Origin of the sequence: Burkholderia sp. Bp9140 (assembly GCF_003853425.1) — a bacterium.
GTDB lineage: Bacteria > Pseudomonadota > Gammaproteobacteria > Burkholderiales > Burkholderiaceae > Burkholderia.
In genome coordinates this window covers 1-19652 of record NZ_QTPQ01000038.1, presented here as the reverse complement: position 1 = coordinate 19652, position 19652 = coordinate 1, and the positions used below count along the sequence as shown (strand labels likewise).

The following is a 19652-nucleotide window of genomic DNA, read 5'->3' as shown; positions in this document are numbered from 1 at the left end:
GCTCGGCCTGTCGGACAGGGTCCCGTTACGGCGTACACTGTGACGTGCACTCCGATTGAGCTGAAGGAACGACTAGATGAAAAAAACGATCCGCATCGCATCGCTGGCGCTGGCCGTCACGATGGCGACGCTCGGCTGCACCGCGCAGGCCGACCAAACCACCGACAAGCTGAAAGCCACGCTGCAATCGCGTCTCGGCAGCGACGCGCCGATCAAGAGCGTGTCGAAATCGCCGGTCGCGGGCCTGTACGAAGTCAACCTCGGCACGCAGATCATCTATAGCGATGCAGCCGGCGACTACGTGCTGCTCGGCGATCTCGTCGACACCAAGACGCACAAGAACCTGACCGACGCACGCCTGTCCGACCTCAACAAGATCGACTTCGCGAGCCTGCCGCTCGCCAACGCGATCAAGGTCGTCAAGGGCAACGGCGCACGCAAGATCGCGGTGTTCTCCGATCCGAACTGCCCGTACTGCAAGAAGCTCGAGACGACACTGCAGTCGGTCGACAACGTGACCGTCTACACGTTCCTGTACCCGGTGCTGTCGCCCGATTCGACCACGAAGTCGAAGGCGATCTGGTGCGCGACCGACCGCGCGAAAACCTGGGAGGGCTGGATGCTCGACCATCGCGTACCGTCCGGCGCCGGCACCTGCGATACGACTGCGCTCGACAAGAACCTCGCGCTCGGCCGCGGGATGAACGTCACGGGCACGCCGACGATCTTCCTGCCCGACGGCCGTCGCCTGCCGGGCGCGGTGTCGGCCGACCAGCTGAACCAGGCGCTGGCGTCGAGCAAGTAACCGACCGATACGCCGGGCCGCATGGCCCGGCCAGCGAGGGGCGCCCGCGATATCCGCCGGCGCCTCTCTTCGTTTCCGCCGCCGTATTCCGTCCGATTTTCGACCGATTGCCACGATGACCCAGCCGATCCGTTATTCGATTGCCCCGAAAGATCTTGCCGCGCACCTGTTCGAAGTGTCGGTGACGGTCGCCGATCCCGATCCCGAAGGCCAGCGTTTCTCGCTGCCGGTCTGGATTCCGGGCAGCTATCTCGTGCGCGAGTTCGCGCGCAACATCGTGACGCTCGCCGCGTTCAACGACGCGGGCCGCAAGGTGCGGATCGCGAAAACCGACAAGAACACGTGGCAGGCCGCGCCGGTGAACGGCGCGCTGACGCTGCGCTACGACGTGTACGCATGGGACCTGTCGGTCCGCTCCGCGTATCTCGACGAATCGGGCGGCTTCTTCAACGCCACGGCCGTGTTCCTGAGCGTCGCCGGCCGCGAGGATGCGCCGTGCGAAGTCGACATCGCGAAACCGGCGGGCCCGGCGTTCCGCACGTGGCGTGTCGGCACGTCGCTGCCCGAGGCGCGCGGTACCAAGCGCTACGGGTTCGGCGCGTATCGCGCATCCAACTACGACGAGCTTGCCGACCATCCGGTGACGATCGGCGAATTCGCGCTGGCGACGTTCGACGCGCACGGCGTGCAGCACGACATCGTGATCGCCGGGCGCGTGACGCAGCTCGACATGGAGCGCCTGCGCACCGACCTGAAGCGCGTGTGCGAAGCGCAGATCGCGCTGTTCGAGCCGAAATCGAAGCAGGCGCCGATGGAGCGCTACGTGTTCATGACGCTCGCGGTCAGCGACGGCTACGGCGGCCTCGAGCACCGTGCGTCGACCGCGCTGATCTGCAACCGCACCGATTTGCCGGTGAAGGGCCGGCCGGAAACGACGGAAGGCTATCGCACGTATCTCGGCCTGTGCAGCCACGAGTATTTCCACACGTGGAACGTGAAGCGCATCAAGCCGGCCGCGTTCGTGCCGTACGACCTCGCGCGGGAAAACTACACGTCGCTGCTGTGGCTGTTCGAGGGCTTCACGTCGTATTACGACGACCTGATGCTCGTGCGCGGCGGGCTGATGTCGCAGGACGAATATTTCGCGGCGCTCGGCCGCACGGTCGGCGGCGTGCTGCGCGGCACGGGGCGCCTGAAGCAGAGCGTCGCGGAAAGCTCGTTCGACGCGTGGGTCAAGTATTACCGCCAGGACGAGAACGCGACCAACGCGATCGTCAGCTACTACACGAAGGGTTCGCTCGTCGCGCTCGCGTTCGATCTCGCGATCCGCGCGCAGACGCGCAACCGCAAGTCGCTCGACGACGTGATGCGTCTGCTGTGGCAGCGCTACGGCCGCGAGTTCTATCGCGGCAAGCAGGCGGGCGTCGAGGAACACGAGGTCGAGACGCTGATCGAGGAAGCGACGGGCGTTGCGCTCGGCCGGCTGTTCGCCGACGCCGTGTACGGCACGCGCGACCTGCCGCTCGCCGAACTGCTCGCGCCGTTCGGCGTGACGCTCGCGCCCGAGGTTGCAAATGGCGCGACCGCGAAGCCGACGATCGGCGCGCGCTTGCGCGGCGGTGCGGACTGCACGCTGGCGGCCGTCTACGAAGGCGGCGGCGCGCATCGCGCGGGGCTGTCGTCCGGCGACACGCTGATCGCGCTCGACGGGCTGCGGGTTACCGGCACGAATCTCGACATGCTGCTCGCGCGCTACCGGCCGGGCGACAAGGTCGAGGTGCACGCATTCCGCCGCGACGAGCTGCGGACCGCGAAACTGAAGCTGGACGGGCCGGAAGTCACGCGCTACCGGCTCACGGCGGCCGCGAAACCGGCCGCCGCGCACAAGGCCCGGGAAGCCTGGCTGAAGGGCTGAAGGGCTGAAGGGCTGAGCAGGTGCGAGCGGGATTCGGGGCGTGATCATGGATTGTTCTGTTGCTGCAACAATCCGTCGCCCGTAGCCCGCTTTTTCGCGATCATGCGGCCACGCACAATGGCGTCACTCGCGCTACCGAAGCGCAACCTAACTGGAGCCTGACATGACGACCATTCTGCAAATCAATTCCGCGGCGCGCTCGCAAGGTGCGCAGTCCACGCTGCTGGCCAACGAACTGACGGCGAAGCTGCAACAATCGAACCCCGGCGCGAAGGTCGTGGTTCGCGACCTGCTGGCCGACGCGCTGCCGCACCTCGACGAATCGGTGCTCGGCGCGTTCTTCACACCGGCCGACCAGCGCAGCGCGGAACAGAATGCGATCGTCGCGAAGAGCGATGCGCTGATCGCCGAACTGCAAGCCGCCGACATCATCGTGATCGGCGCGCCGATGTACAACTTCGGCATCTCGTCGCAACTGAAGACGTATTTCGACTGGATCGCCCGCGCAGGCGTTACGTTCCGCTACACCGAGAACGGTCCGGAAGGCCTGATCAAGGGCAAGAAGGTTCACGTGGTGACGGCCCGCGGCGGCAAGTACCTCGGTACGCCGAACGACAGCCAGACGCCGTATCTGCGCACGTTCCTGGGCTTCGTCGGCATGACCGACGTGAGCTTCATCCATGCTGAAGGCCTGAACCTCGGGCCGGATGCGCAGAGCGCCGCGCTCGCAGGCGCACGCGAAGCGATCGCTGCCGCGTAAGGCCGACGCGGGTGCGTCGCACCCGCTGCGTCGTCCGATGCAAAAACGCCGCGTCCCGAAAGGGGCGCGGCGTTTTTGCATGATGGGGACGAAAGCGGGAAGCGGAACCCGGTTACGCGAGCGTTTCGGCCACCTCCGGCAGGCGCCAGTCGATCGGCTCGCGGCCCGCTTCGACGAGATAGTCGTTCGCGAGCGCGAAGTGGCGGCAACCGAGGAAGCCGCGGTGTGCGGACAGCGGCGACGGATGCGGCGCCTCGAGTACGCAGTGCGCGCTCGCATCGAAGAGGGCGCGCTTTGCCTGCGCATGCGCGCCCCACAGCATGAACACAAGCCCGCGATGGCGGCTGGCCAGTTCGCGGATCAGCGTGTCCGTGCATTGCTCCCAGCCGCGTTTCGCGTGGCTCGCGGCCGCGCCGCGCTCGACCGTCAGCACGGTGTTGAGCAACAGCACGCCCTGGCGTGCCCAGGTGTCGAGGCAGCCATGACGCGGCGTGTCGTGGCCGAAATTCGCGGCGATTTCCTTGAAGATGTTGCGCAGCGACGGCGGCGTGCGGACGGCCGGCGGCACCGAGAATGCAAGGCCATGCGCCTGCGGCGTGCCGCGGTCGTCGCCGTGGTACGGGTCCTGGCCCAGGATCACGATCTTCACGTCGTCCGGGCTCGTCAGGCGCAGCGCGCGGAACACGTCGGTCGGGTAGACCGACTTGCCGGCCGCGCGCTCGTCGTCGACGAAACGGCACAGCGGCGCATACGCGTCGCTGTCGGTGAAGGGTTTCAGCACGTCGCGCCAGACGGCCGGCAGCGCGTCGAACTGCGCGGCGAGGTGGGGGACGTTCGCGACAACGGCCTGCGGCGCGTTGGAAACCGGGGCGGCTGCCGCGCCCTTCTTTACGGGCTTGCGCCCCGTCGCGTTGGGTGCGGCCGGCGCGGACGCCGGAGCGGGAACATCGTCCTGCGCCGTTTCCGGCACGGGATCGTCGAACAGCGACGCCTGCTGCGGCGTGCGGAGAGTCTTGCGGGTTGCCATGCGTGATGCGGGTTTATTGCGCGCGCAGCCGATAGCCGCGTTGCGCCTTGCTGATGTTTTCGGGGGCGAGGCCCGGTAGCGCCTGCTGCAGTTCGGCGGCGAGCGTCGCGAGCGCCGCTTCCGGGCCGTCGATCAGTTCGAGTTCGATTTCGCTGATCGGTTCGCGGCGCGTATCGTTTTCCGCCTGGACGACGATCTCGCCGACGTCCACCGCGGCCTCGACGGTTGCACCGCCGATTGCGATACGCCACAGCGTACGCGAAAAATCCGTCCGGAACAGCGCGTGCAGCGCGGGCGCCGCGTCGCGCAGCGCGGTGGCCGCGTCCGGCACGTCGCACGCGGCCACGAGCGCATCGATTTCGAGCGCATCGCCGGCAACCGGCAACTCCCATTCATGGCGGCGATGCAGGCCGGCTTCCGCGCTGCCGACGGTCTTGAAGGTCTGCAGCCAGCCATGCGGCGTGCGGCGCACCCGCACTGCGCTCTTCGAACGGGCCAGCGCGAGATCGGGCGTGTCGTAGTAGATGTTCGCGAGCGCGATGATGTCGCCGGCTTCGCCGGTCAGCGTCTCGAAGAAGCGCCGCGCCGCATCGGCCTGACCGGCCGGCAGCGCGAGCTTGATTTCCTTTTCGATCGCCATCAGAAGAACATCCGCGCGAGTTCCTCGCCCGGCTGCTCGGCGCGCATGAACGCTTCGCCGACGAGGAACGCGTTGACGTTCGCCGCGCGCATCGTGTCGACGTCGGTGCGTGACAGGATGCCCGATTCGGTCACGACCATGCGGTCCGGCGGAATCATGTCGAGCATGTCGAGCGTGGTCTGGATCGTCGTTTCGAACGTGCGCAGGTTGCGGTTGTTGATGCCGAGCAGCGGCGTCTTCAGCGTCAGCGCCTGTTCCATCTCGTCGCGGTCGTGAACCTCGACCAGCACCGCGAGACCGAGCGAGTGCGCATACGCCTCGAGATCCTGCATCAGCGGCGTGTCGAGCGCGGCCGCGATCAGCAGGATCGCGTCGGCGCCCATCGCGCGCGCTTCGAGGATCTGGTATGCATCGACGATGAAGTCCTTGCGCAGCACCGGCAGCGTGCAGGCCGCGCGCGCTTCCTCGAGATAGCGGACGCTGCCCTGGAAGAACTGCTCGTCGGTCAGCACCGACAGGCATGCGGCGCCGTGTGCCGCATACGAGCGCGCGATGTCGGCCGGCACGAAATGCTCGCGCAGCACGCCCTTCGACGGGCTCGCCTTCTTCACTTCGGCGATCACCGCCGCGTTGCCGGCCGCTTGCTTCGCGCGCAGTGCGCCGACGAAGTCGCGCAGGTCGCGCGCGGATGCTTCCAGTTTCAGTGCCTCGAGCGGCGTGCTGCGCATGGCCGCCGCGACTTCTTCGCGCTTGACGGCGATGATTCGGTCGAGAATGTCGCTCATGTGGGTTCCTGCTTGATTCGTAAGGGGGGTCAACGCTTGAACTGCTGCGTGAAGCGCACGAGTTCGTCGACTTTCGCGCGCGCCTTGCCGCTCGCGATCGCTTCGCGGGCGAGCTGGATGCCGTCCGCGATCGATTCGGCGATATTGGCCGCATAGAGCGCCGTGCCGGCGTTCAGTGTGACGATCTCGCGTGCGACGCCCGGCTGGTTGTCCAGCGCGCCGAGCAGCATCGTGCGCGATTCCTCGGCATTTTCCACCTTCAGCGTGCGGTTCGACACCATCTGCAGGCCGAAGTCCTCCGGATGGATCTCGTACTCGTGCACCTTGCCGTCGCGCAATTCGCCGACGAGCGTCGCGGCGCCGAGCGACACTTCATCCATTCCGTCCTTGCCGTACACGACCAGCACGTGCTGCGCGCCGAGACGCTGCATCACGCGCACCTGGATGCCGACGAGGTCCGGGTGGAACACGCCCATCAGCTGGTTCGGCGCGCCGGCCGGATTGGTCAGCGGGCCGAGGATGTTGAAGATCGTCCGCACGCCGAGCTCGCGGCGCACGGCCGCGATGTTCTTCATCGCCGGATGGTGGTTGGGCGCGAACATGAAGCCCATGCCGGTTTCGGCGATCGACGCGGCAACCTGGTCCGGCTGCAGGTCGATGTTCACGCCGAGCGCCTCGAGCACGTCGGCGCTGCCGGACTTGCTCGACACGCCGCGGTTGCCGTGCTTCGCGACCTTCGCGCCGGCCGCCGCGCTGATGAACATCGACGCGGTCGAGATGTTGAACGTGTGCGCGCCGTCGCCGCCCGTGCCGACGATGTCGACGAAGTTCGAGTTGTCCTGCACCTCGACGTGATTCGCGAATTCGCGCATCACGGTCGCGGCGGCGGCGATCTCGCCGATCGTTTCCTTCTTCACGCGCAGCCCGGTGATGATCGCGGCCGCCATCACGGGCGACATGTCGCCTCGCATGATGAGCCGCATCAGGTGCAGCATCTCGTCGTGGAAGATCTCGCGGTGCTCGATCGTGCGTTGCAGCGCTTCCTGCGGGGTAATCGTCATCGTGCGTCTCCTGTCAGGCAGCCGGCGCGGCCGCGCGGGCCGCTGTGCGATTCTGCTTCAGGAAATTCTCGAGCAGCGCATGGCCGTGCTCGGACAGGATCGATTCCGGGTGGAACTGCACACCTTCGATCGGCAGCGTCTTGTGGCGCACGCCCATGATCTCGCCGTCGTCGGTCCACGCGGACACCTCGAGGCAGTCGGGCAGCGATTCGCGTTCGATCGCGAGCGAATGGTAGCGCGTGACGTCGAAATGCTTCGGCAGGTCGGCGAACACGCCACGGCAGTCGGTTTCGATCCGGCTCACCTTGCCGTGCATGATGGTCTTCGCGCGCACGACACGGCCGCCGAACGCTTCGCCGATCGCCTGGTGGCCGAGGCAGACGCCGAGGATCGGCTTCTTGCCCGCGAATTCGCGCAGCACGTCGAGCGTGATGCCCGCGTGCTGCGGGTTGCTCGGGCCGGGCGACAGGCAGATGGTGACGGGATTCAGGCGCGCGATCTCGTCGAGCGTGATTTCGTCGTTGCGGTACGTGCGCACGTCCTCGCCCAGTTCGCCGAAGTACTGGACCAGGTTGTAGGTGAACGAGTCGTAGTTGTCGATCATGAGCAGCATGGTCAGTCTCCGGTCAGAAGTCGCTATCGAGGCCGTCCTGGACCTGTTCGGCCGCACGCAGCACCGCGCGCGCCTTGTTCTCGGTCTCTTGCCATTCGGATTCGGGCACAGAGTCGGCGACGACGCCGGCCGCCGCCTGCACATACAGGTTGCCGTTGTGGATCAGGCCCGTGCGGATCGCGATCGCGAGATCCATCTCGCCCGAGAACGACAGGTAGCCGACGGCACCGCCGTACAGCCCGCGCTTGATCGGCTCGAGCTCGTCGATCAGTTCCATCGCGCGCACCTTCGGCGCACCGGACAGCGTGCCGGCCGGGAACGTCGCGCGCAGCACGTCGTAGTTCGTCATGCCGGGCTTCAGCTTGCCTTCGACCGAGCTGACGATGTGCTGCACGTGCGAGTACTTCTCGATCACCATCTTGTCGGTCACCTGGACCGAGCCGATTTCCGCGATGCGGCCGACGTCGTTGCGCGCGAGGTCGATCAGCATCACGTGCTCGGCGATTTCCTTCGGATCGTTCAGCAGTTCGGTCGCGAGTTCCGCGTCGCGCTCGGGCGTGTTGCCGCGCGGACGCGTGCCGGCGAGCGGCCGGATCGTGACGATCTGGTCATCGCCGCGCTTTTCCTGGCGCACCAGGATTTCCGGCGACGCGCCGACCACATGGAAATCGCCGAAGTTGTAGTAATACATGTACGGCGACGGATTCAGCGAACGCAGCGCGCGATACAGCGACAGCGGATTGTCGCGGTACGGCTTCGTCAGCCGCTGGCCGACCTGGATCTGCATCAGCTCGCCGGCCGCGATGTATTCCTTTGCCTGGCGCACGGCGGCCAGATAGTCTTCCTTCCTGAACTCGCGGAACGTCTCGGTGCGCACGCTCGCCGACGTGACGGGCGGCTGCACGGTCGTGCGAAGGCGCTGCTTCAGCTCGCGCAGGCGCTGTTTCGCCTTCGTGTAAGCCTCGGGCTGGGCCGGATCCGCGTAGATGATCAGGTAGAGCTTGCCGGCGAGGTTGTCGATCACCGCGACTTCCTCGGTGAGCAGCAGCTGGATGTCGGGCAGGCCGAGATCGTCGCGCGGCGCGGTGTTCGCGAGCTTCTTCTCGATGTAGCGCACCGCGTCGTAGCCGAAATAGCCGGCGAGGCCGCCGCAGAAGCGCGGCAGGCCCGGACGCTGCGCGACCTTGAAGCGCGCCTGGAACGACTCGATGAATTCGAACGGGTCGCCGTCGTGCGTCTCGACGACCTGGCCGTCGCGCACCACTTCGGACACGCCGTTGCGGGTGCGCACCAGCGTGCGGGCGGGCAGGCCGATGAACGAATAGCGGCCGAAACGTTCGCCGCCGACCACCGACTCGAGCAGGAACGAGTTGGCGCCCGCGCGTTCAGGCTGGGCCAGCTTCAGGTAGAGGGACAGCGGCGTTTCGAGGTCGGCGAGCGCTTCCGCGATCAGCGGGATGCGGTTGTAGCCTTCGTTCGCAAGCGATTGGAATTCGAGTTCGGTCATGTTCCGGTCCTGTTCGGGACGAGCGGCGGAGTGCGCCAGGGATCACTTGACGCTGCGCGGGCTGCCGTCGGCGAAAGGGCGGTCGATCGAGAAGTGCCTGTTGCCGGCCGGCACTCCGGGCGTGAACGTCGCGAGCCTGCGGCCGATCCTGAACACAAGCGTTCGGACGCGGTGGAACTCGAGGTAGTGCGACGATCGGCGCGCGGATGCGCAGCGAGATAAAAAACGGCGCTGAAGACGTGCCTCAGCGTACCTCATCGAAGAGGTTAGCGCGACCAGCGACGCCAGGGCCAGGCTCCCCGGTCGATGCTGCTCAGACTCCGTTTTTTATTCAGAAACATGCGGATGGAAGAAATAATCAGATGGTTGGCCGGCCGGCGTTGTGCGCGGTGATCGCGCGTGCTGCGACCAGCAGCGAATCGACTATACCATCCGAATTTATCGTTTGTATAGCTTTGCCGTGGTTGTAGCCGTACGGCACGGTCAGCGTCGCCATGCCGGCCGCGCGGCCCGCCAGCGCGTCGTTTTCCGAGTCGCCGATCGCGACCGCAGCGTCCGGCGCGACGCCGAGCGCGTCGCAGGCCGTCAGCATCGGCAGCGGATCGGGCTTCTTGCGCGCGACGCTGTCGCCGCCGAGCACGATGCCGAAGCGATCGATCAGCCCGTATTGCTCGAGCAGCTCGACTGCGAAGCGGTGCGGCTTGTTCGTCACGCACGCGAGCCGGATGCCGGCCGCCCGCAATGCATCGAGACCGGCCGCGACCTCGGGATAGAGGCGCGTGTGACGGCCGTTGATCTTCGCGTACTCGGTCTGGTAGATCGCAAGCGCGTCGCTAAAGCGCGCGTGTGCTTCGTCGGGCGTGAAGCGCGGCTTCAGCACGCTCTGGATCAGATGCTCGGAGCCCTTGCCGACGTAGCCGATCACCTCGTCGCGCGACGTGGCTGGCGCGCCGAGCTGCGCGAGCATCCCGTTCAGTCCGGCCGTGAAGTCGTCGGCCGTGTCGACCATCGTGCCGTCGAGGTCGATCAGCGCCGCGTCGATGCGCGGCGTCGCGAATCGGATCGTGCCGTCGGCTTCGGCCGGCGCCTGACCGGCCAGCGAGGAATCGGCCACGGCGTCAGCTCCGTTCGACGGTGGCGAGCGCGGCGCGCATCTCGTCGATCACCGTGCGGTAGTCGGGCTTGCCGAAGATCGCCGAACCCGCGACGAAGGTGTCCGCGCCGGCTGCCGCGATTTCCGCGATGTTGTCGGCCTTCACGCCACCGTCGACCTCGAGCAGGATCTCGCGGCCGGTGCGCTCGGTGTACGCGTCGATGCGGGCGCGCGCCTCGCGCAGCTTGTTCAGCGTTTCCGGAATGAACGACTGGCCGCCGAAGCCGGGGTTCACCGACATCAGCAGCACGAAGTCGAGGCGGTCCATCACGTGGTCGAGATAGTTCAGCGGCGTGGCCGGATTGAACACGAGGCCGGCCTTGCAGCCGTGATCGCGGATCAGCGACAGCGTACGGTCGATGTGGTCCGAGCCTTCCGGGTGGAAGCTGATCAGGTTCGCGCCGGCTTTTGCGAAATCGGGCACGATCCGGTCGACCGGACGCACCATCAGGTGCACGTCGATCGGCACCTGCACGTGCGGGCGGATCGCCTCGCAGACGAGCGGGCCGATCGTGAGGTTCGGCACATAATGGTTGTCCATCACGTCGAAGTGAATCCAGTCGGCGCCGGCGGCGACCACGTTGCGGACTTCTTCGCCGAGCCGTGCGAAGTCGGCCGACAGGATGCTGGGAGCGATGCGGAATTGAGTCATGACAGGGGAGCGGGGACGCTGCGGCGCAAAACCGCCATTCTACCGTCCGGCGACCCGGTGCGCGGCGACGGGCCGTGCGGTGGCGGCCCGATTGCGCATAGAATGCCGAACCAATGCGGCGCGCCCGCGGCCTGGCCGCTCGAGTCGGCGCGGGCGGTTACCTACAGCGGAAACACCATGAGTCAGTATCAGTTCACCGTTTCGGTGAAAACCAGCTACTTGCCGGAACAATCCGACCCCGATCGACGTCAATACGCATTCGCGTACACGCTGACCATCCGCAATACCGGGCAGGTCGCGGCGCAGCTGATCGCGCGTCACTGGATCATCACCGACAGCGAAAGCCACGTGCAGGAAGTGAAGGGGCTCGGGGTCGTCGGGCACCAGCCGCTGCTGCAGCCGGGCGAACAGTTCGAATACACGAGCTGGGCCGTGATCGCGACGCCGGTCGGCACGATGCGCGGCGCGTACTTCTGCGTGGCGGAGGACGGCGAGCGGTTCGACGCGCCGGTCGACGAGTTTGCGCTGCACATGCCGCGCACGCTGCATTGAGCGTGCGGGGCCGGTCAGCGCGGCTGGCGGTCGTTGCCGCGGGCGTGCTTCTTCCTGCCCGACGACGTCCACACGACGATGAAGATCAGCAGGGCAAGCGCTACGAAAGCTTCGAGCGCGAAGATGAGCATCGGATATTGGTCGAGAAAATCTGACATGGCGGTTTCCATCAAGAACGGACATTGTATGTGGTTTGGGCCCCGGGTAGCCGGCTGGGTTGCGGCGGCCGCGACGGCCGCGCTGCTTGCCGCGTGCGGCGGCGCGCCGACGCGGACGTCGACGCTCAAGCCGCCGACCGGCGCGGCGATCGTGCCGGGGCAGGTCGCCGCGAAGCGGCTGACGCCGGTCGCATGGCAGCAGGTGCCGGGCTGGCAGGACGATTCGCTGATCGGCGCGACGGCCGCGCTGCGGCAGAATTGCGCGCGGCTCGCACGCCAGCCGGCGTGGCAGCGCGCCTGCGCGGCTGCCGATCGTCTTGACGAACTCGACGTCAGCAGCGCGCGCGCATTCTTCGAGACCTATTTCACGCCGTTTCAGCTGGCGAATACCGACGGCACGCTCGACGGTCTCGTGACCGGCTATTACGAGCCACTGCTGCACGGCTCCCGCGTGCGTCGCGGTCCTTACCAGTACGCGCTGTACCGCTGGCCGGCCGGCTATCGTGCCGGCGCCGCGCTGCCCGCTCGCGCGCAGCTCGAACGCGCCGGCATCCTGAACGGCAACGAACTCGTGTGGGTCGACGATCCGATCGAGGCGTTCTTCCTGCAGGTGCAGGGTTCGGGACGCGTGCTGCTCGACGACGGTTCGGTGATGCGGGTCGGCTTCGGCGGGACCAACAACCAGCCGTACCGTTCGATCGGCAAGTGGCTGCTCGATCGCGGCGAGCTGACGCCCGCCCAGGCGACGATGCAGGGCATCAAGGCGTGGGCGAAGGCGAACCCGGCTCGCGTCGACACGTTGCTCGACACGAATCCGCGCTTCGTGTTCTTCCGCGACATGCCGACCAAGGAAGATGCACCGCACGGCGGCGCGGACGGCCCGATCGGCGCGCTCGGCGTGCCGCTCACGCCGGAGCGTTCGATCGCGGTCGATCCGTCGTCGATCCCGCTCGGCACGCCCGTGTTCCTGCAGACCACGCGTCCGCTGACGAATACGCCGATGAACCGGCTCGTGTTCGCGCAGGATACGGGTTCCGCGATCCGGGGCGGCGTGCGGGCCGACTATTTCTGGGGGCTCGGCGACGACGCCGGCGACCAGGCAGGACGGATGAAGCAGATCGGCCGGATGTGGCTGCTGTTCCCGAATTCGTGATGCGCGGTGGTGCCGGCGTGCACGTGTAGCCGGGCATCGAAACGAAACAGCCCGATCAGTTCATGAAAAACACCCCAAAGGTTGGATCGATATCCAACTTTTGGGGTGCAGTTCACGTTGGCCGGTCGGGCTGTTTTTTGAGCGCGCGATCGCTGTTGCGCGCGGTGCTCGGGCAGCGGCGGGTATCAGCCCTTGCGCTTGTCGATTACGCGACGCGCCTTGCCGACCGAACGCTCGATCCCGTTCACGGGCAGCACGTTGATCACGGCCGTCACACCAATCAGCGACTTGATGTCGTGCGCGAGCGCCTGCCTGGCCGCGTGGATCGCCGCCGTGTCGGGGGCCGTTTCGGGACACGGCTCGACGTTGAGCGTCAGCACGTCGAGCGGACCTTCCTTCGTCAGCACGATCTGATAGTGAGGCGCGAGCGCGCGCTGCTTCAGCAACTGTTCCTCGATCTGCGTCGGGAAGACGTTGACGCCCCGCACGATCATCATGTCGTCCGAACGCCCGGTGATCTTTTCCATCCGGCGCATCGTGCGGGCGGTGCCGGGCAGCAGGCGCGTGAGGTCGCGGGTCCGGTAGCGGATGATCGGCAGCGCTTCCTTCGTCAGTGACGTGAAGACCAGCTCGCCGAGTTCGCCGTCCGGCAGCACTTCGCCGGTGTCGGGGTCGATGATTTCCGGATAGAAGTAGTCTTCCCAGATGGTCGGGCCGTCCTTGGTTTCGACGCATTCCGACGCGACGCCCGGGCCCATCACCTCGGACAGCCCGTAGATGTCGACCGCGTCGATCCCCATCCGCTGCTCGATGGCCACGCGCATGTCGTTGGTCCACGGTTCCGCGCCGAAGATGCCGATGCGCAGCGAGCTTTGCGCGGGATCGAGGCCCTGGCGCTCGATCTCGTCGGCGATCGACAGCATGTAGCTCGGCGTCACCATGATGATGTCGGGCCGGAAATCCTGGATCAGCTGCACCTGCTTCTCGGTCTGGCCACCACCGAACGGGATCACCGTCAACCCCGCGCGCTCGGCGCCGTAGTGTGCGCCGAGCCCGCCGGTGAACAGCCCGTAGCCGTAGCTGACGTGAACCTTGTCGCCGCGCCGTGCGCCGGCCGCGCGGATCGAGCGCGCGACGAGATTCGCCCACGTGTCGATGTCGCGCGCCGTATAGCCGACGACGGTCGGCTTGCCGGTCGTGCCCGACGACGCGTGAATGCGCGAGATCTGGTCCTGCGGCACCGCGAACATCCCGAACGGATAGCTGTCGCGCAGGTCGCTCTTGGTCGTGAACGGGAAGCGCGACAGATCCGTGAGCGTCTTCAGGTCGTCGGGGTGCACGCCCGCTTCGTCGAATTTGCGGCGATAGACGGGGGAATGATCATATGCATGCCGGAGCGACCATTTCAGGCGTTCGAGCTGCAGCGCGGTCAACTCGTCGCGTGAAGCGGTCTCGATCGGCTCGAGCGGTAGCGGGGTAGTCATGCCTGTCTCCAGTGATTGTTATGAGCGAGCCGCGGGCGTCAGCGGTCTTCCGGGAGAACCGTGCCCTTGATCTGGGCCGATTTGCCGCGAAACATCGCGACCGTTTCGCCCGTCTGGTTCGTGACGCGGATGTCGTAGACGCCGTGCCGGCCGCTGCGCGCCTGTTCGATCGCCTCGGCCGTCAGCAGGTCGTTGCCGTGTACGGGACGCAGGTATTCGATCGAGCAGCCCGCCGCAACGGTATTCAGGTTGTATGAGTTGCACGCGAACGCGAACGTCGAGTCGGCGAGCGTGAAGATGATGCCGCCGTGGCAGGTCTGGTGTCCGTTCAGGAATTCCGGCCGTACGCGCATCTGCAGGCGTGCGTAGCCGGCGCGCACTTCGGCGATTTCCATGCCGAACGCGCGGCTGCAGGCGTCCGCGTCGTACATGGCTCGCGCGGTGGCCCGGGCGAGCGCATCGGGGTCGAGCGTGTCGGTGGACGTGGTCATGTCAACGCCCCTCGAAGCGCGGCGTGCGCTTCTCGATGAACGCCTGCACGCCTTCCGCGTAGTCGTACGACTGGCCGAGCTTGCGCTGCAGGTCGCGCTCGAGGTCGAGCTGCTGGTCGAGCGTATTCGTCACGCTGTCGCGCATCGACTGCTTGATCGACGCGATCGCGAGCGTCGGCTGCTGCGCGAGCTGGTTGGCGACCTGGCGGGCCGATGCGGCGAGTGCATCGTCGTCGACCGCGCGCCAGATCAAGCCCCATTGTTCGGCCTGTTCGGCGCCGAGCTTGTCGCCGGTCAGTGCGAGCCCCAGCGCGCGTGCCATGCCGACGCGTTGCGGCAGGAACCATGTGCCGCCCGAATCGGGCACGAGCCCGATCTTGACGAAGGCCTGGATGAAACTGCTCGAACGCGCGGCGAATACGATGTCGCAGGCGAGCGCGAGATTCGCGCCGGCGCCGGCCGCCGTGCCGTTGACGGCGGCGATCACCGGAATCGGCATGCGTTGCAGGCGGCGGATCAGCGGGTTGAAATGCGCTTCGATCAGCGTGCCGAGGTCGGTGGACGCACCCGGTGTGAAGTCGAGGTCGGCCAGGTCCTGGCCCGCGCAGAAGCCGCGCCCCGCACCCGTCAGGATCAGCGCACGCGCGCCGGCCGCTTCGACTTCATCGAGCGCCGACTGCAGTTCGCGATGCATCGCCCGCGTAAAGCTGTTCAGCTTGTCCGGACGGTTGAGGGTGATCGTGGCCACGCGGGCAGCCTGATCGATATCCAGCTGGATCGCCTGATATGACATGCAGTGTCTCCTTCATGACTTCGTTATAGGCGCGCGGCGCGTCGGTTACACGCGCTCGATGGCGAGCGCGATACCCTGGCCGACGCCGATGCACATCGTGCAGAGCGCAAAGCGGCCGTCTGTACGTTCGAGCTGGTGAAGCGCCGTGGTCACGAGCCGGGCGCCCGATGCGCCGAGCGGGTGGCCGAGTGCGATCGCACCGCCGTTCGGGTTCACGCGCGGATCGTCGTCGGCGACGCCGAGCATGCGCAGCACCGCGAGGCCCTGGGACGCGAACGCTTCGTTCAGCTCGATCACGTCGAACTGGTCGATCGACATGCTGAGCTGGCGCAACAGTTTCTGCGTGGCCGGTGCCGGGCCGATGCCCATCACGCGCGGCGCGACGCCGGCGGTCGCCATGCCGATGACGCGCGCGCGGCGGCGCAGCCCGTATTGATCGGCGGCTTGCGCGTTGGCGAGCAGCAGTGCGCATGCGCCGTCGTTGACGCCCGATGCGTTGCCGGCCGTCACCGAGCCGTCGGGACGCACGACGCCCTTCAGCTTCGCGAGCGCTTCGAGCGACGTTTCGCGCGGATGCTCGTCACGCGACACGACGAGCGCGTCGCCCTTCTTCTGCGGAATCGTCACCGGGACGATTTCTTCGGCGAGCGTGCCGTCCTGCTGCGCACGCGCGGCCTTTTGCTGGCTGCGCAGCGCGAACTGATCCTGGTCGGCGCGGCTGATGTTGTAGTCGACCGCGACGTTTTCGGCCGTCTCGGGCATCGAATCGACGCCATGCAGCTGTTTCATCAGCGGATTGACGAAGCGCCAGCCGATCGTCGTGTCGTAAATGTCGGCCTGGCGCGCGAACGCGCTGGCGGCCTTGCCCATCACGAACGGCGCGCGCGTCATGCTCTCGACACCGCCCGCGATCATCAAGCGTGCCTCGCCCGCCTTGATCGCGCGCGCGGCGGTGCCGACGGCGTCCATGCCCGAGCCGCACAGCCGGTTCAGCGTCGTGCCCGGCACGGCGGTCGGCAGGCCCGCGAGCAGCGCGGACATGCGCGCGACGTTGCGGTTGTCCTCGCCGGCCTGGTTCGCGCAGCCGTAGATCACGTCGTCGATCGCGGACCAGTCGACGTTGCGGTTGCGTTCGATCAGCGCCTTGAGCGGCACCGCGCCGAGATCGTCGGCACGAACGTCTTTCAGGGTGCCGCCGTAGCGGCCGATGGGGGTGCGAATCGCGTCGCAGATGTAGGCGTCGGTCATGGATGTGTCGATGTGCAACGAACCCGCCGGCTGGCGGATTCGTTCATGGTAGAGAACGTGACGGCGTTTGCACGTCGGCCATTCGGGTTATGCCGTCTGGCCGGCTTCCGCAGGCACGGCCTTCGGCGCAACATGGACGCGGCTTTGCACCACGCGGAACCGGTTGGCGACGAACGCCGGGTCGGCCAGCGCCGCGTTGGCGGCCGGGTTCGCACCGGTGCCGTGGAAGTCGGAGAACGCGGCCGACTGGTTGACGAACACACCGCCCGTCAGGTTGATCGACAGCGCGACGCCGCCACGCACCGCTGCATCGTGCGCGGCGTCGAGAATCTTGTCGTCGGTGCTATAGATGGAGAGCGTCAGCGCGCCATGCTCCGCGGCGATTTCGCCGGCGAGATCGAGCGACTGTGCGGTCGAGTCGGTCGCGATCACGAACGAGATCGGACCGAACCACTCCTGCGTGAATTTCGCGCGGTCGGCCACGTCGAGCTGCAGCACGAGCGGTGTGCGCACGCGAGCGTCAGCGAACGCCGGGTGCTGGAGCGTCTGGCTGTCGGCGAGCACGCGGCCGAGCTTGCGGGCGTCGTCGATGCGCGCGGTCACGCCGTCGTTCTGGATCGCGCCGATCAGTTCGACCGAGCGCGCCGGGTCGCCGGTCAGCTTCTGCACGGAGACCGCGATCGCCTGGGCGACTTCGTCGAAGCTCGCATGACCGTCCGCCGTCCGGATGCCGTCGCGCGGCACGTAGATGTTCTGCGGTGCCGTGCACATCTGGCCGGAGTACAGCGCCAGCGAGAACGCGATGTTCTTGGCGGCTGCCTTCAGGTCGTCGGTCGAGTCGATCACGATCTGGTTGACGCCTGCCTTCTCCGTATATACCTGGGCCTGATGGGCATGACGTTCGAGCCACGTGCCGTTTTGCGTGCTGCCCGTGAAGTCGATCAGCTTGATTTCAGGACGCAGCGCGAGGTCCTGCACGAGGGCGCCGTCGTTCGGCTCGGTCGCGAGGAGCGTGACGACGTTCGGATCGAAGCCGGCTTCGCGCAGCACGTCGCGGGCGATGCGAACCGTGATCGCGAGCGGCAGGATCGCGCCCGGGTGGGGTTTGACGATCACCGTGTTGCCGGTTGCCAGGTCGGCGAACAGGCCGGGGTAGCCGTTCCAGGTCGGGAACGTGCAGCAGCCGAGCACGAGGCCGGTGCCGCGCGGGACGATCGTATAGCGCTTGTGCATCGCGAGCGGCGGGTTCTTGCCTTGCGGCTTTTCCCAGTGCGCGTCGGCGGGGATGCGACGCAGTTCGTCCCATGCATAGGCGACCGCTTCGAGCGCACGATCCTGCGCGTGCGGGCCGCCGGCCTGGAAGGCCATCATGAACGCCTGGCCCGTGGTGTGCATCACGCTGTAGGCAATCTCGAAGCTCGCTCGGTTCAACCGAGCGAGGATTTCGAGGCTGACACCGATCCAGGCGCTCGGACCGGCTTCGCGCCACGTACGCTGGGCAGCGGCGGCCGCGGCGATCAGTTCGTCGGGCGTCGATTTCGGATAACGGATGCCGAGCTTGATCCCGTACGGCGACTGCTCCGCGCCGACGGTGCCGCCGGACGCCGGCTGGTCGAGCGCGAACGTGTTGTCGAGGCGCGCCTTGAACGCGGCCTCACCATCGGCGTTGGCGCTTTCCCCGTACACTTTGGGACTCGGCATTTCCGCGAACGGGCTCCAGTACCCGCGGCTCTCGATGGCGGCGAGGGCGTGTTTCAGCGTGTCTTCGTGCTTCGTGAACAGTGCATGGGTCATGACGGCAGCCTGATTGACGTTGAGAGGGATTGGATCGATTAATTAACCGACCGGTTGGTCGGAGAATGGTAGCATCAAACTATTCGCGTGTGCGAGGCGTTTCTCATTTCATTGATCGAGGAGAAATAGATGTCTTACGAGAACATCCTGGTGGAGACCCGGGGGCGAGTCGGGCTGGTCACGCTGAACCGTCCGAAGGCGCTGAATGCGCTGAACGATGCGCTGATGGATGAATTGGGCGCTGCGCTGAAAGCGTTCGACGCGGACGACGAGATCGGCGCGATCGTCGTGACGGGGAGCGAGAAGGCGTTCGCGGCCGGGGCCGACATCGGCATGATGGCGACCTATTCCTATATGGATGTGTACCGTGGCGACTACATCACCCGCAACTGGGAGACCGTCCGCGAGATCCGCAAGCCGATCATTGCGGCCGTGGCGGGCTTCGCGCTCGGCGGCGGCTGCGAGCTCGCGATGATGTGCGACATCATCTTCGCTGCAGATACGGCCAAGTTCGGCCAGCCCGAGATCAAGCTGGGCGTGATGCCGGGCGCGGGCGGCACGCAGCGCCTGCCGCGCGCGGTATCGAAGGCGAAGGCCATGGACATGTGCCTGACCGCGCGCTTCATGGATGCGGCCGAGGCGGAACGGGCGGGGCTCGTGTCGCGTGTGTTGCCGGCCGACAAGTTGCTTGACGAAGCGATTGCCGCAGCGACGACGATCGCCGAGTTTTCGCTGCCGGCGGTCATGATGGTCAAGGAGTCGGTGAACCGCGCATACGAGACGACGCTGGCCGAAGGCGTCCATTTCGAGCGCCGACTGTTTCATTCGCTGTTCGCGACCGAAGATCAGAAGGAAGGGATGGCGGCATTCGTCGAGAAGCGCAAGCCGGTATTCAAGAACCGCTGATTCGGCCGCGGCAGGCGAGGCGCCGGCGAGCGACGGGCGTCAGTTGCTGGCATGATCGCTCGGTGCAACGAACCCCAGGCCCCCGTGCGCGGCAGCGCACGGGGGCTTTTTCAAAATATTTTCACAAAGGGGGTTGCGGAGACGGTGGCGGGTGC

The 19652-nt window shown here is 66.6% G+C and carries 20 protein-coding genes; 6 read left to right on the top strand and 14 right to left on the bottom strand.

Features of this window, described 5'->3' with window-relative positions:
• Window positions 1–76: 76 nt before the first annotated feature.
• The 3 genes from DIE21_RS27770 (at window position 77) to DIE21_RS27760 (ending at window position 3480) form a co-directional block, all read left to right on the top strand.
• Window positions 77–805 (top strand): DsbC family protein, encoded by a 729-nt coding sequence (locus tag DIE21_RS27770; RefSeq protein ID WP_124500681.1) that lies wholly within the window; start codon window positions 77–79, stop codon window positions 803–805.
• A 115-nt stretch (window positions 806–920) separates the two neighbouring features.
• On the top strand, window positions 921–2720 hold the full coding sequence (locus DIE21_RS27765; RefSeq protein WP_124500680.1) for a M61 family metallopeptidase: 1800 nt from the start codon (window positions 921–923) through the stop codon (window positions 2718–2720).
• Window positions 2721–2883: 163 nt separating this feature from the next.
• On the top strand, window positions 2884–3480 hold the full coding sequence (locus DIE21_RS27760) for an FMN-dependent NADH-azoreductase (protein ID WP_124500679.1): 597 nt from the start codon (window positions 2884–2886) through the stop codon (window positions 3478–3480).
• Window positions 3481–3592: 112 nt separating this feature from the next.
• Here DIE21_RS27760 and DIE21_RS27755 read toward each other — a convergent pair whose 3' ends face one another.
• The 8 genes from DIE21_RS27755 to rpe form a co-directional block, all read right to left on the bottom strand.
• Window positions 3593–4507, bottom strand: a complete 915-nt coding sequence (locus tag DIE21_RS27755; protein ID WP_124500678.1) for a uracil-DNA glycosylase — start codon at window positions 4505–4507, stop codon at window positions 3593–3595.
• Window positions 4508–4520: 13 nt separating this feature from the next.
• Window positions 4521–5147: a CYTH domain-containing protein gene (locus DIE21_RS27750; RefSeq protein WP_124500677.1), complete on the bottom strand. Its 627-nt coding sequence runs from the start codon at window positions 5145–5147 to the stop codon at window positions 4521–4523.
• Window positions 5147–5932: an indole-3-glycerol phosphate synthase TrpC gene (gene trpC, locus DIE21_RS27745; protein WP_124500676.1), complete on the bottom strand. Its 786-nt coding sequence runs from the start codon at window positions 5930–5932 to the stop codon at window positions 5147–5149. Before trpC ends, DIE21_RS27750 begins: the two co-directional genes overlap by 1 nt.
• 29 nt (window positions 5933–5961) lie before the next feature.
• Window positions 5962–6993 carry an anthranilate phosphoribosyltransferase gene (gene trpD / locus DIE21_RS27740; RefSeq protein ID WP_124500675.1) on the bottom strand — a complete coding sequence of 344 codons (1032 nt, stop codon included), beginning with the start codon at window positions 6991–6993 and terminating at the stop codon, window positions 5962–5964.
• A gap of 13 nt (window positions 6994–7006) precedes the next feature.
• Window positions 7007–7606: an aminodeoxychorismate/anthranilate synthase component II gene (locus DIE21_RS27735; protein ID WP_124500674.1), complete on the bottom strand. Its 600-nt coding sequence runs from the start codon at window positions 7604–7606 to the stop codon at window positions 7007–7009.
• Window positions 7607–7619: 13 nt separating this feature from the next.
• Window positions 7620–9113 (bottom strand): anthranilate synthase component I, encoded by a 1494-nt coding sequence (trpE, locus tag DIE21_RS27730; protein WP_124500673.1) that lies wholly within the window; start codon window positions 9111–9113, stop codon window positions 7620–7622.
• Between the two features lie 358 nt (window positions 9114–9471).
• A complete protein-coding gene (locus tag DIE21_RS27725) occupies window positions 9472–10227 on the bottom strand; it encodes a phosphoglycolate phosphatase (RefSeq protein WP_124500672.1) in 756 nt (251 codons plus the stop codon).
• A 4-nt stretch (window positions 10228–10231) separates the two neighbouring features.
• A complete protein-coding gene (gene rpe / locus DIE21_RS27720; protein ID WP_006752695.1) occupies window positions 10232–10918 on the bottom strand; it encodes a ribulose-phosphate 3-epimerase in 687 nt (228 codons plus the stop codon).
• A gap of 177 nt (window positions 10919–11095) precedes the next feature.
• Here rpe and apaG point away from each other — a divergent pair, with 177 nt between their 5' ends.
• A complete protein-coding gene (apaG, locus tag DIE21_RS27715; RefSeq protein ID WP_048249739.1) occupies window positions 11096–11470 on the top strand; it encodes a Co2+/Mg2+ efflux protein ApaG in 375 nt (124 codons plus the stop codon).
• 14 nt (window positions 11471–11484) lie between these two features.
• Here apaG and DIE21_RS37940 read toward each other — a convergent pair whose 3' ends face one another.
• Window positions 11485–11628, bottom strand: coding sequence for a hypothetical protein (locus DIE21_RS37940; protein ID WP_006758475.1), 144 nt, complete (start codon window positions 11626–11628; stop codon window positions 11485–11487).
• Between the two features lie 28 nt (window positions 11629–11656).
• On the opposite strand from DIE21_RS37940, the gene DIE21_RS27710 reads away from it, so the two are divergent.
• Window positions 11657–12781: a murein transglycosylase A gene (locus tag DIE21_RS27710; protein WP_260426786.1), complete on the top strand. Its 1125-nt coding sequence runs from the start codon at window positions 11657–11659 to the stop codon at window positions 12779–12781.
• Window positions 12782–12966: 185 nt separating this feature from the next.
• Here the strand turns inward: DIE21_RS27710 and paaK are convergent, their stop codons facing one another.
• The 5 genes from paaK to paaN form a co-directional block, all read right to left on the bottom strand.
• Window positions 12967–14265, bottom strand: a complete 1299-nt coding sequence (paaK, locus tag DIE21_RS27705; RefSeq protein WP_124500670.1) for a phenylacetate--CoA ligase PaaK — start codon at window positions 14263–14265, stop codon at window positions 12967–12969.
• 38 nt (window positions 14266–14303) lie between these two features.
• A complete protein-coding gene (paaI, locus tag DIE21_RS27700; protein ID WP_124500669.1) occupies window positions 14304–14756 on the bottom strand; it encodes a hydroxyphenylacetyl-CoA thioesterase PaaI in 453 nt (150 codons plus the stop codon).
• Between the two features lies 1 nt (window position 14757).
• Window positions 14758–15549: a 2-(1,2-epoxy-1,2-dihydrophenyl)acetyl-CoA isomerase PaaG gene (paaG, locus tag DIE21_RS27695; protein ID WP_124500668.1), complete on the bottom strand. Its 792-nt coding sequence runs from the start codon at window positions 15547–15549 to the stop codon at window positions 14758–14760.
• Between the two features lie 45 nt (window positions 15550–15594).
• A complete protein-coding gene (gene pcaF, locus DIE21_RS27690) occupies window positions 15595–16797 on the bottom strand; it encodes a 3-oxoadipyl-CoA thiolase (protein WP_124500667.1) in 1203 nt (400 codons plus the stop codon).
• Window positions 16798–16884: 87 nt separating this feature from the next.
• On the bottom strand, window positions 16885–18591 hold the full coding sequence (gene paaN, locus DIE21_RS27685; protein ID WP_124500666.1) for a phenylacetic acid degradation protein PaaN: 1707 nt from the start codon (window positions 18589–18591) through the stop codon (window positions 16885–16887).
• Window positions 18592–18720: 129 nt separating this feature from the next.
• Here paaN and DIE21_RS27680 point away from each other — a divergent pair, with 129 nt between their 5' ends.
• Window positions 18721–19497 (top strand): enoyl-CoA hydratase, encoded by a 777-nt coding sequence (locus tag DIE21_RS27680; RefSeq protein ID WP_006762438.1) that lies wholly within the window; start codon window positions 18721–18723, stop codon window positions 19495–19497.
• Window positions 19498–19652 lie beyond the last annotated feature (155 nt).

Bases quoted from the DNA above. Each gene is read 5' to 3' on its own strand.
- DIE21_RS27770 (WP_124500681.1), top strand. From the start codon at position 77: ATGAAAAAAACGATCCGCATCGCATCGCTGGCGCTGGCCGTCACGATG.
- DIE21_RS27765 (WP_124500680.1), top strand. From the start codon at position 921: ATGACCCAGCCGATCCGTTATTCGATTGCCCCGAAAGATCTTGCCGCG.
- DIE21_RS27760 (WP_124500679.1), top strand. From the start codon at position 2,884: ATGACGACCATTCTGCAAATCAATTCCGCGGCGCGCTCGCAAGGTGCG.
- DIE21_RS27755 (WP_124500678.1), bottom strand. From the start codon at position 4,507: ATGGCAACCCGCAAGACTCTCCGCACGCCGCAGCAGGCGTCGCTGTTC.
- DIE21_RS27750 (WP_124500677.1), bottom strand. From the start codon at position 5,147: ATGGCGATCGAAAAGGAAATCAAGCTCGCGCTGCCGGCCGGTCAGGCC.
- trpC (WP_124500676.1), bottom strand. From the start codon at position 5,932: ATGAGCGACATTCTCGACCGAATCATCGCCGTCAAGCGCGAAGAAGTC.
- trpD (WP_124500675.1), bottom strand. From the start codon at position 6,993: ATGACGATTACCCCGCAGGAAGCGCTGCAACGCACGATCGAGCACCGC.
- DIE21_RS27735 (WP_124500674.1), bottom strand. From the start codon at position 7,606: ATGCTGCTCATGATCGACAACTACGACTCGTTCACCTACAACCTGGTC.
- trpE (WP_124500673.1), bottom strand. From the start codon at position 9,113: ATGACCGAACTCGAATTCCAATCGCTTGCGAACGAAGGCTACAACCGC.
- rpe (WP_006752695.1), bottom strand. From the start codon at position 10,918: ATGACTCAATTCCGCATCGCTCCCAGCATCCTGTCGGCCGACTTCGCA.
- apaG (WP_048249739.1), top strand. From the start codon at position 11,096: ATGAGTCAGTATCAGTTCACCGTTTCGGTGAAAACCAGCTACTTGCCG.
- DIE21_RS37940 (WP_006758475.1), bottom strand. From the start codon at position 11,628: ATGTCAGATTTTCTCGACCAATATCCGATGCTCATCTTCGCGCTCGAA.
- DIE21_RS27710 (WP_260426786.1), top strand. From the start codon at position 11,657: ATGTGGTTTGGGCCCCGGGTAGCCGGCTGGGTTGCGGCGGCCGCGACG.
- paaK (WP_124500670.1), bottom strand. From the start codon at position 14,265: ATGACTACCCCGCTACCGCTCGAGCCGATCGAGACCGCTTCACGCGAC.
- paaI (WP_124500669.1), bottom strand. From the start codon at position 14,756: ATGACCACGTCCACCGACACGCTCGACCCCGATGCGCTCGCCCGGGCC.
- paaG (WP_124500668.1), bottom strand. From the start codon at position 15,549: ATGTCATATCAGGCGATCCAGCTGGATATCGATCAGGCTGCCCGCGTG.
- pcaF (WP_124500667.1), bottom strand. From the start codon at position 16,797: ATGACCGACGCCTACATCTGCGACGCGATTCGCACCCCCATCGGCCGC.
- paaN (WP_124500666.1), bottom strand. From the start codon at position 18,591: ATGACCCATGCACTGTTCACGAAGCACGAAGACACGCTGAAACACGCC.
- DIE21_RS27680 (WP_006762438.1), top strand. From the start codon at position 18,721: ATGTCTTACGAGAACATCCTGGTGGAGACCCGGGGGCGAGTCGGGCTG.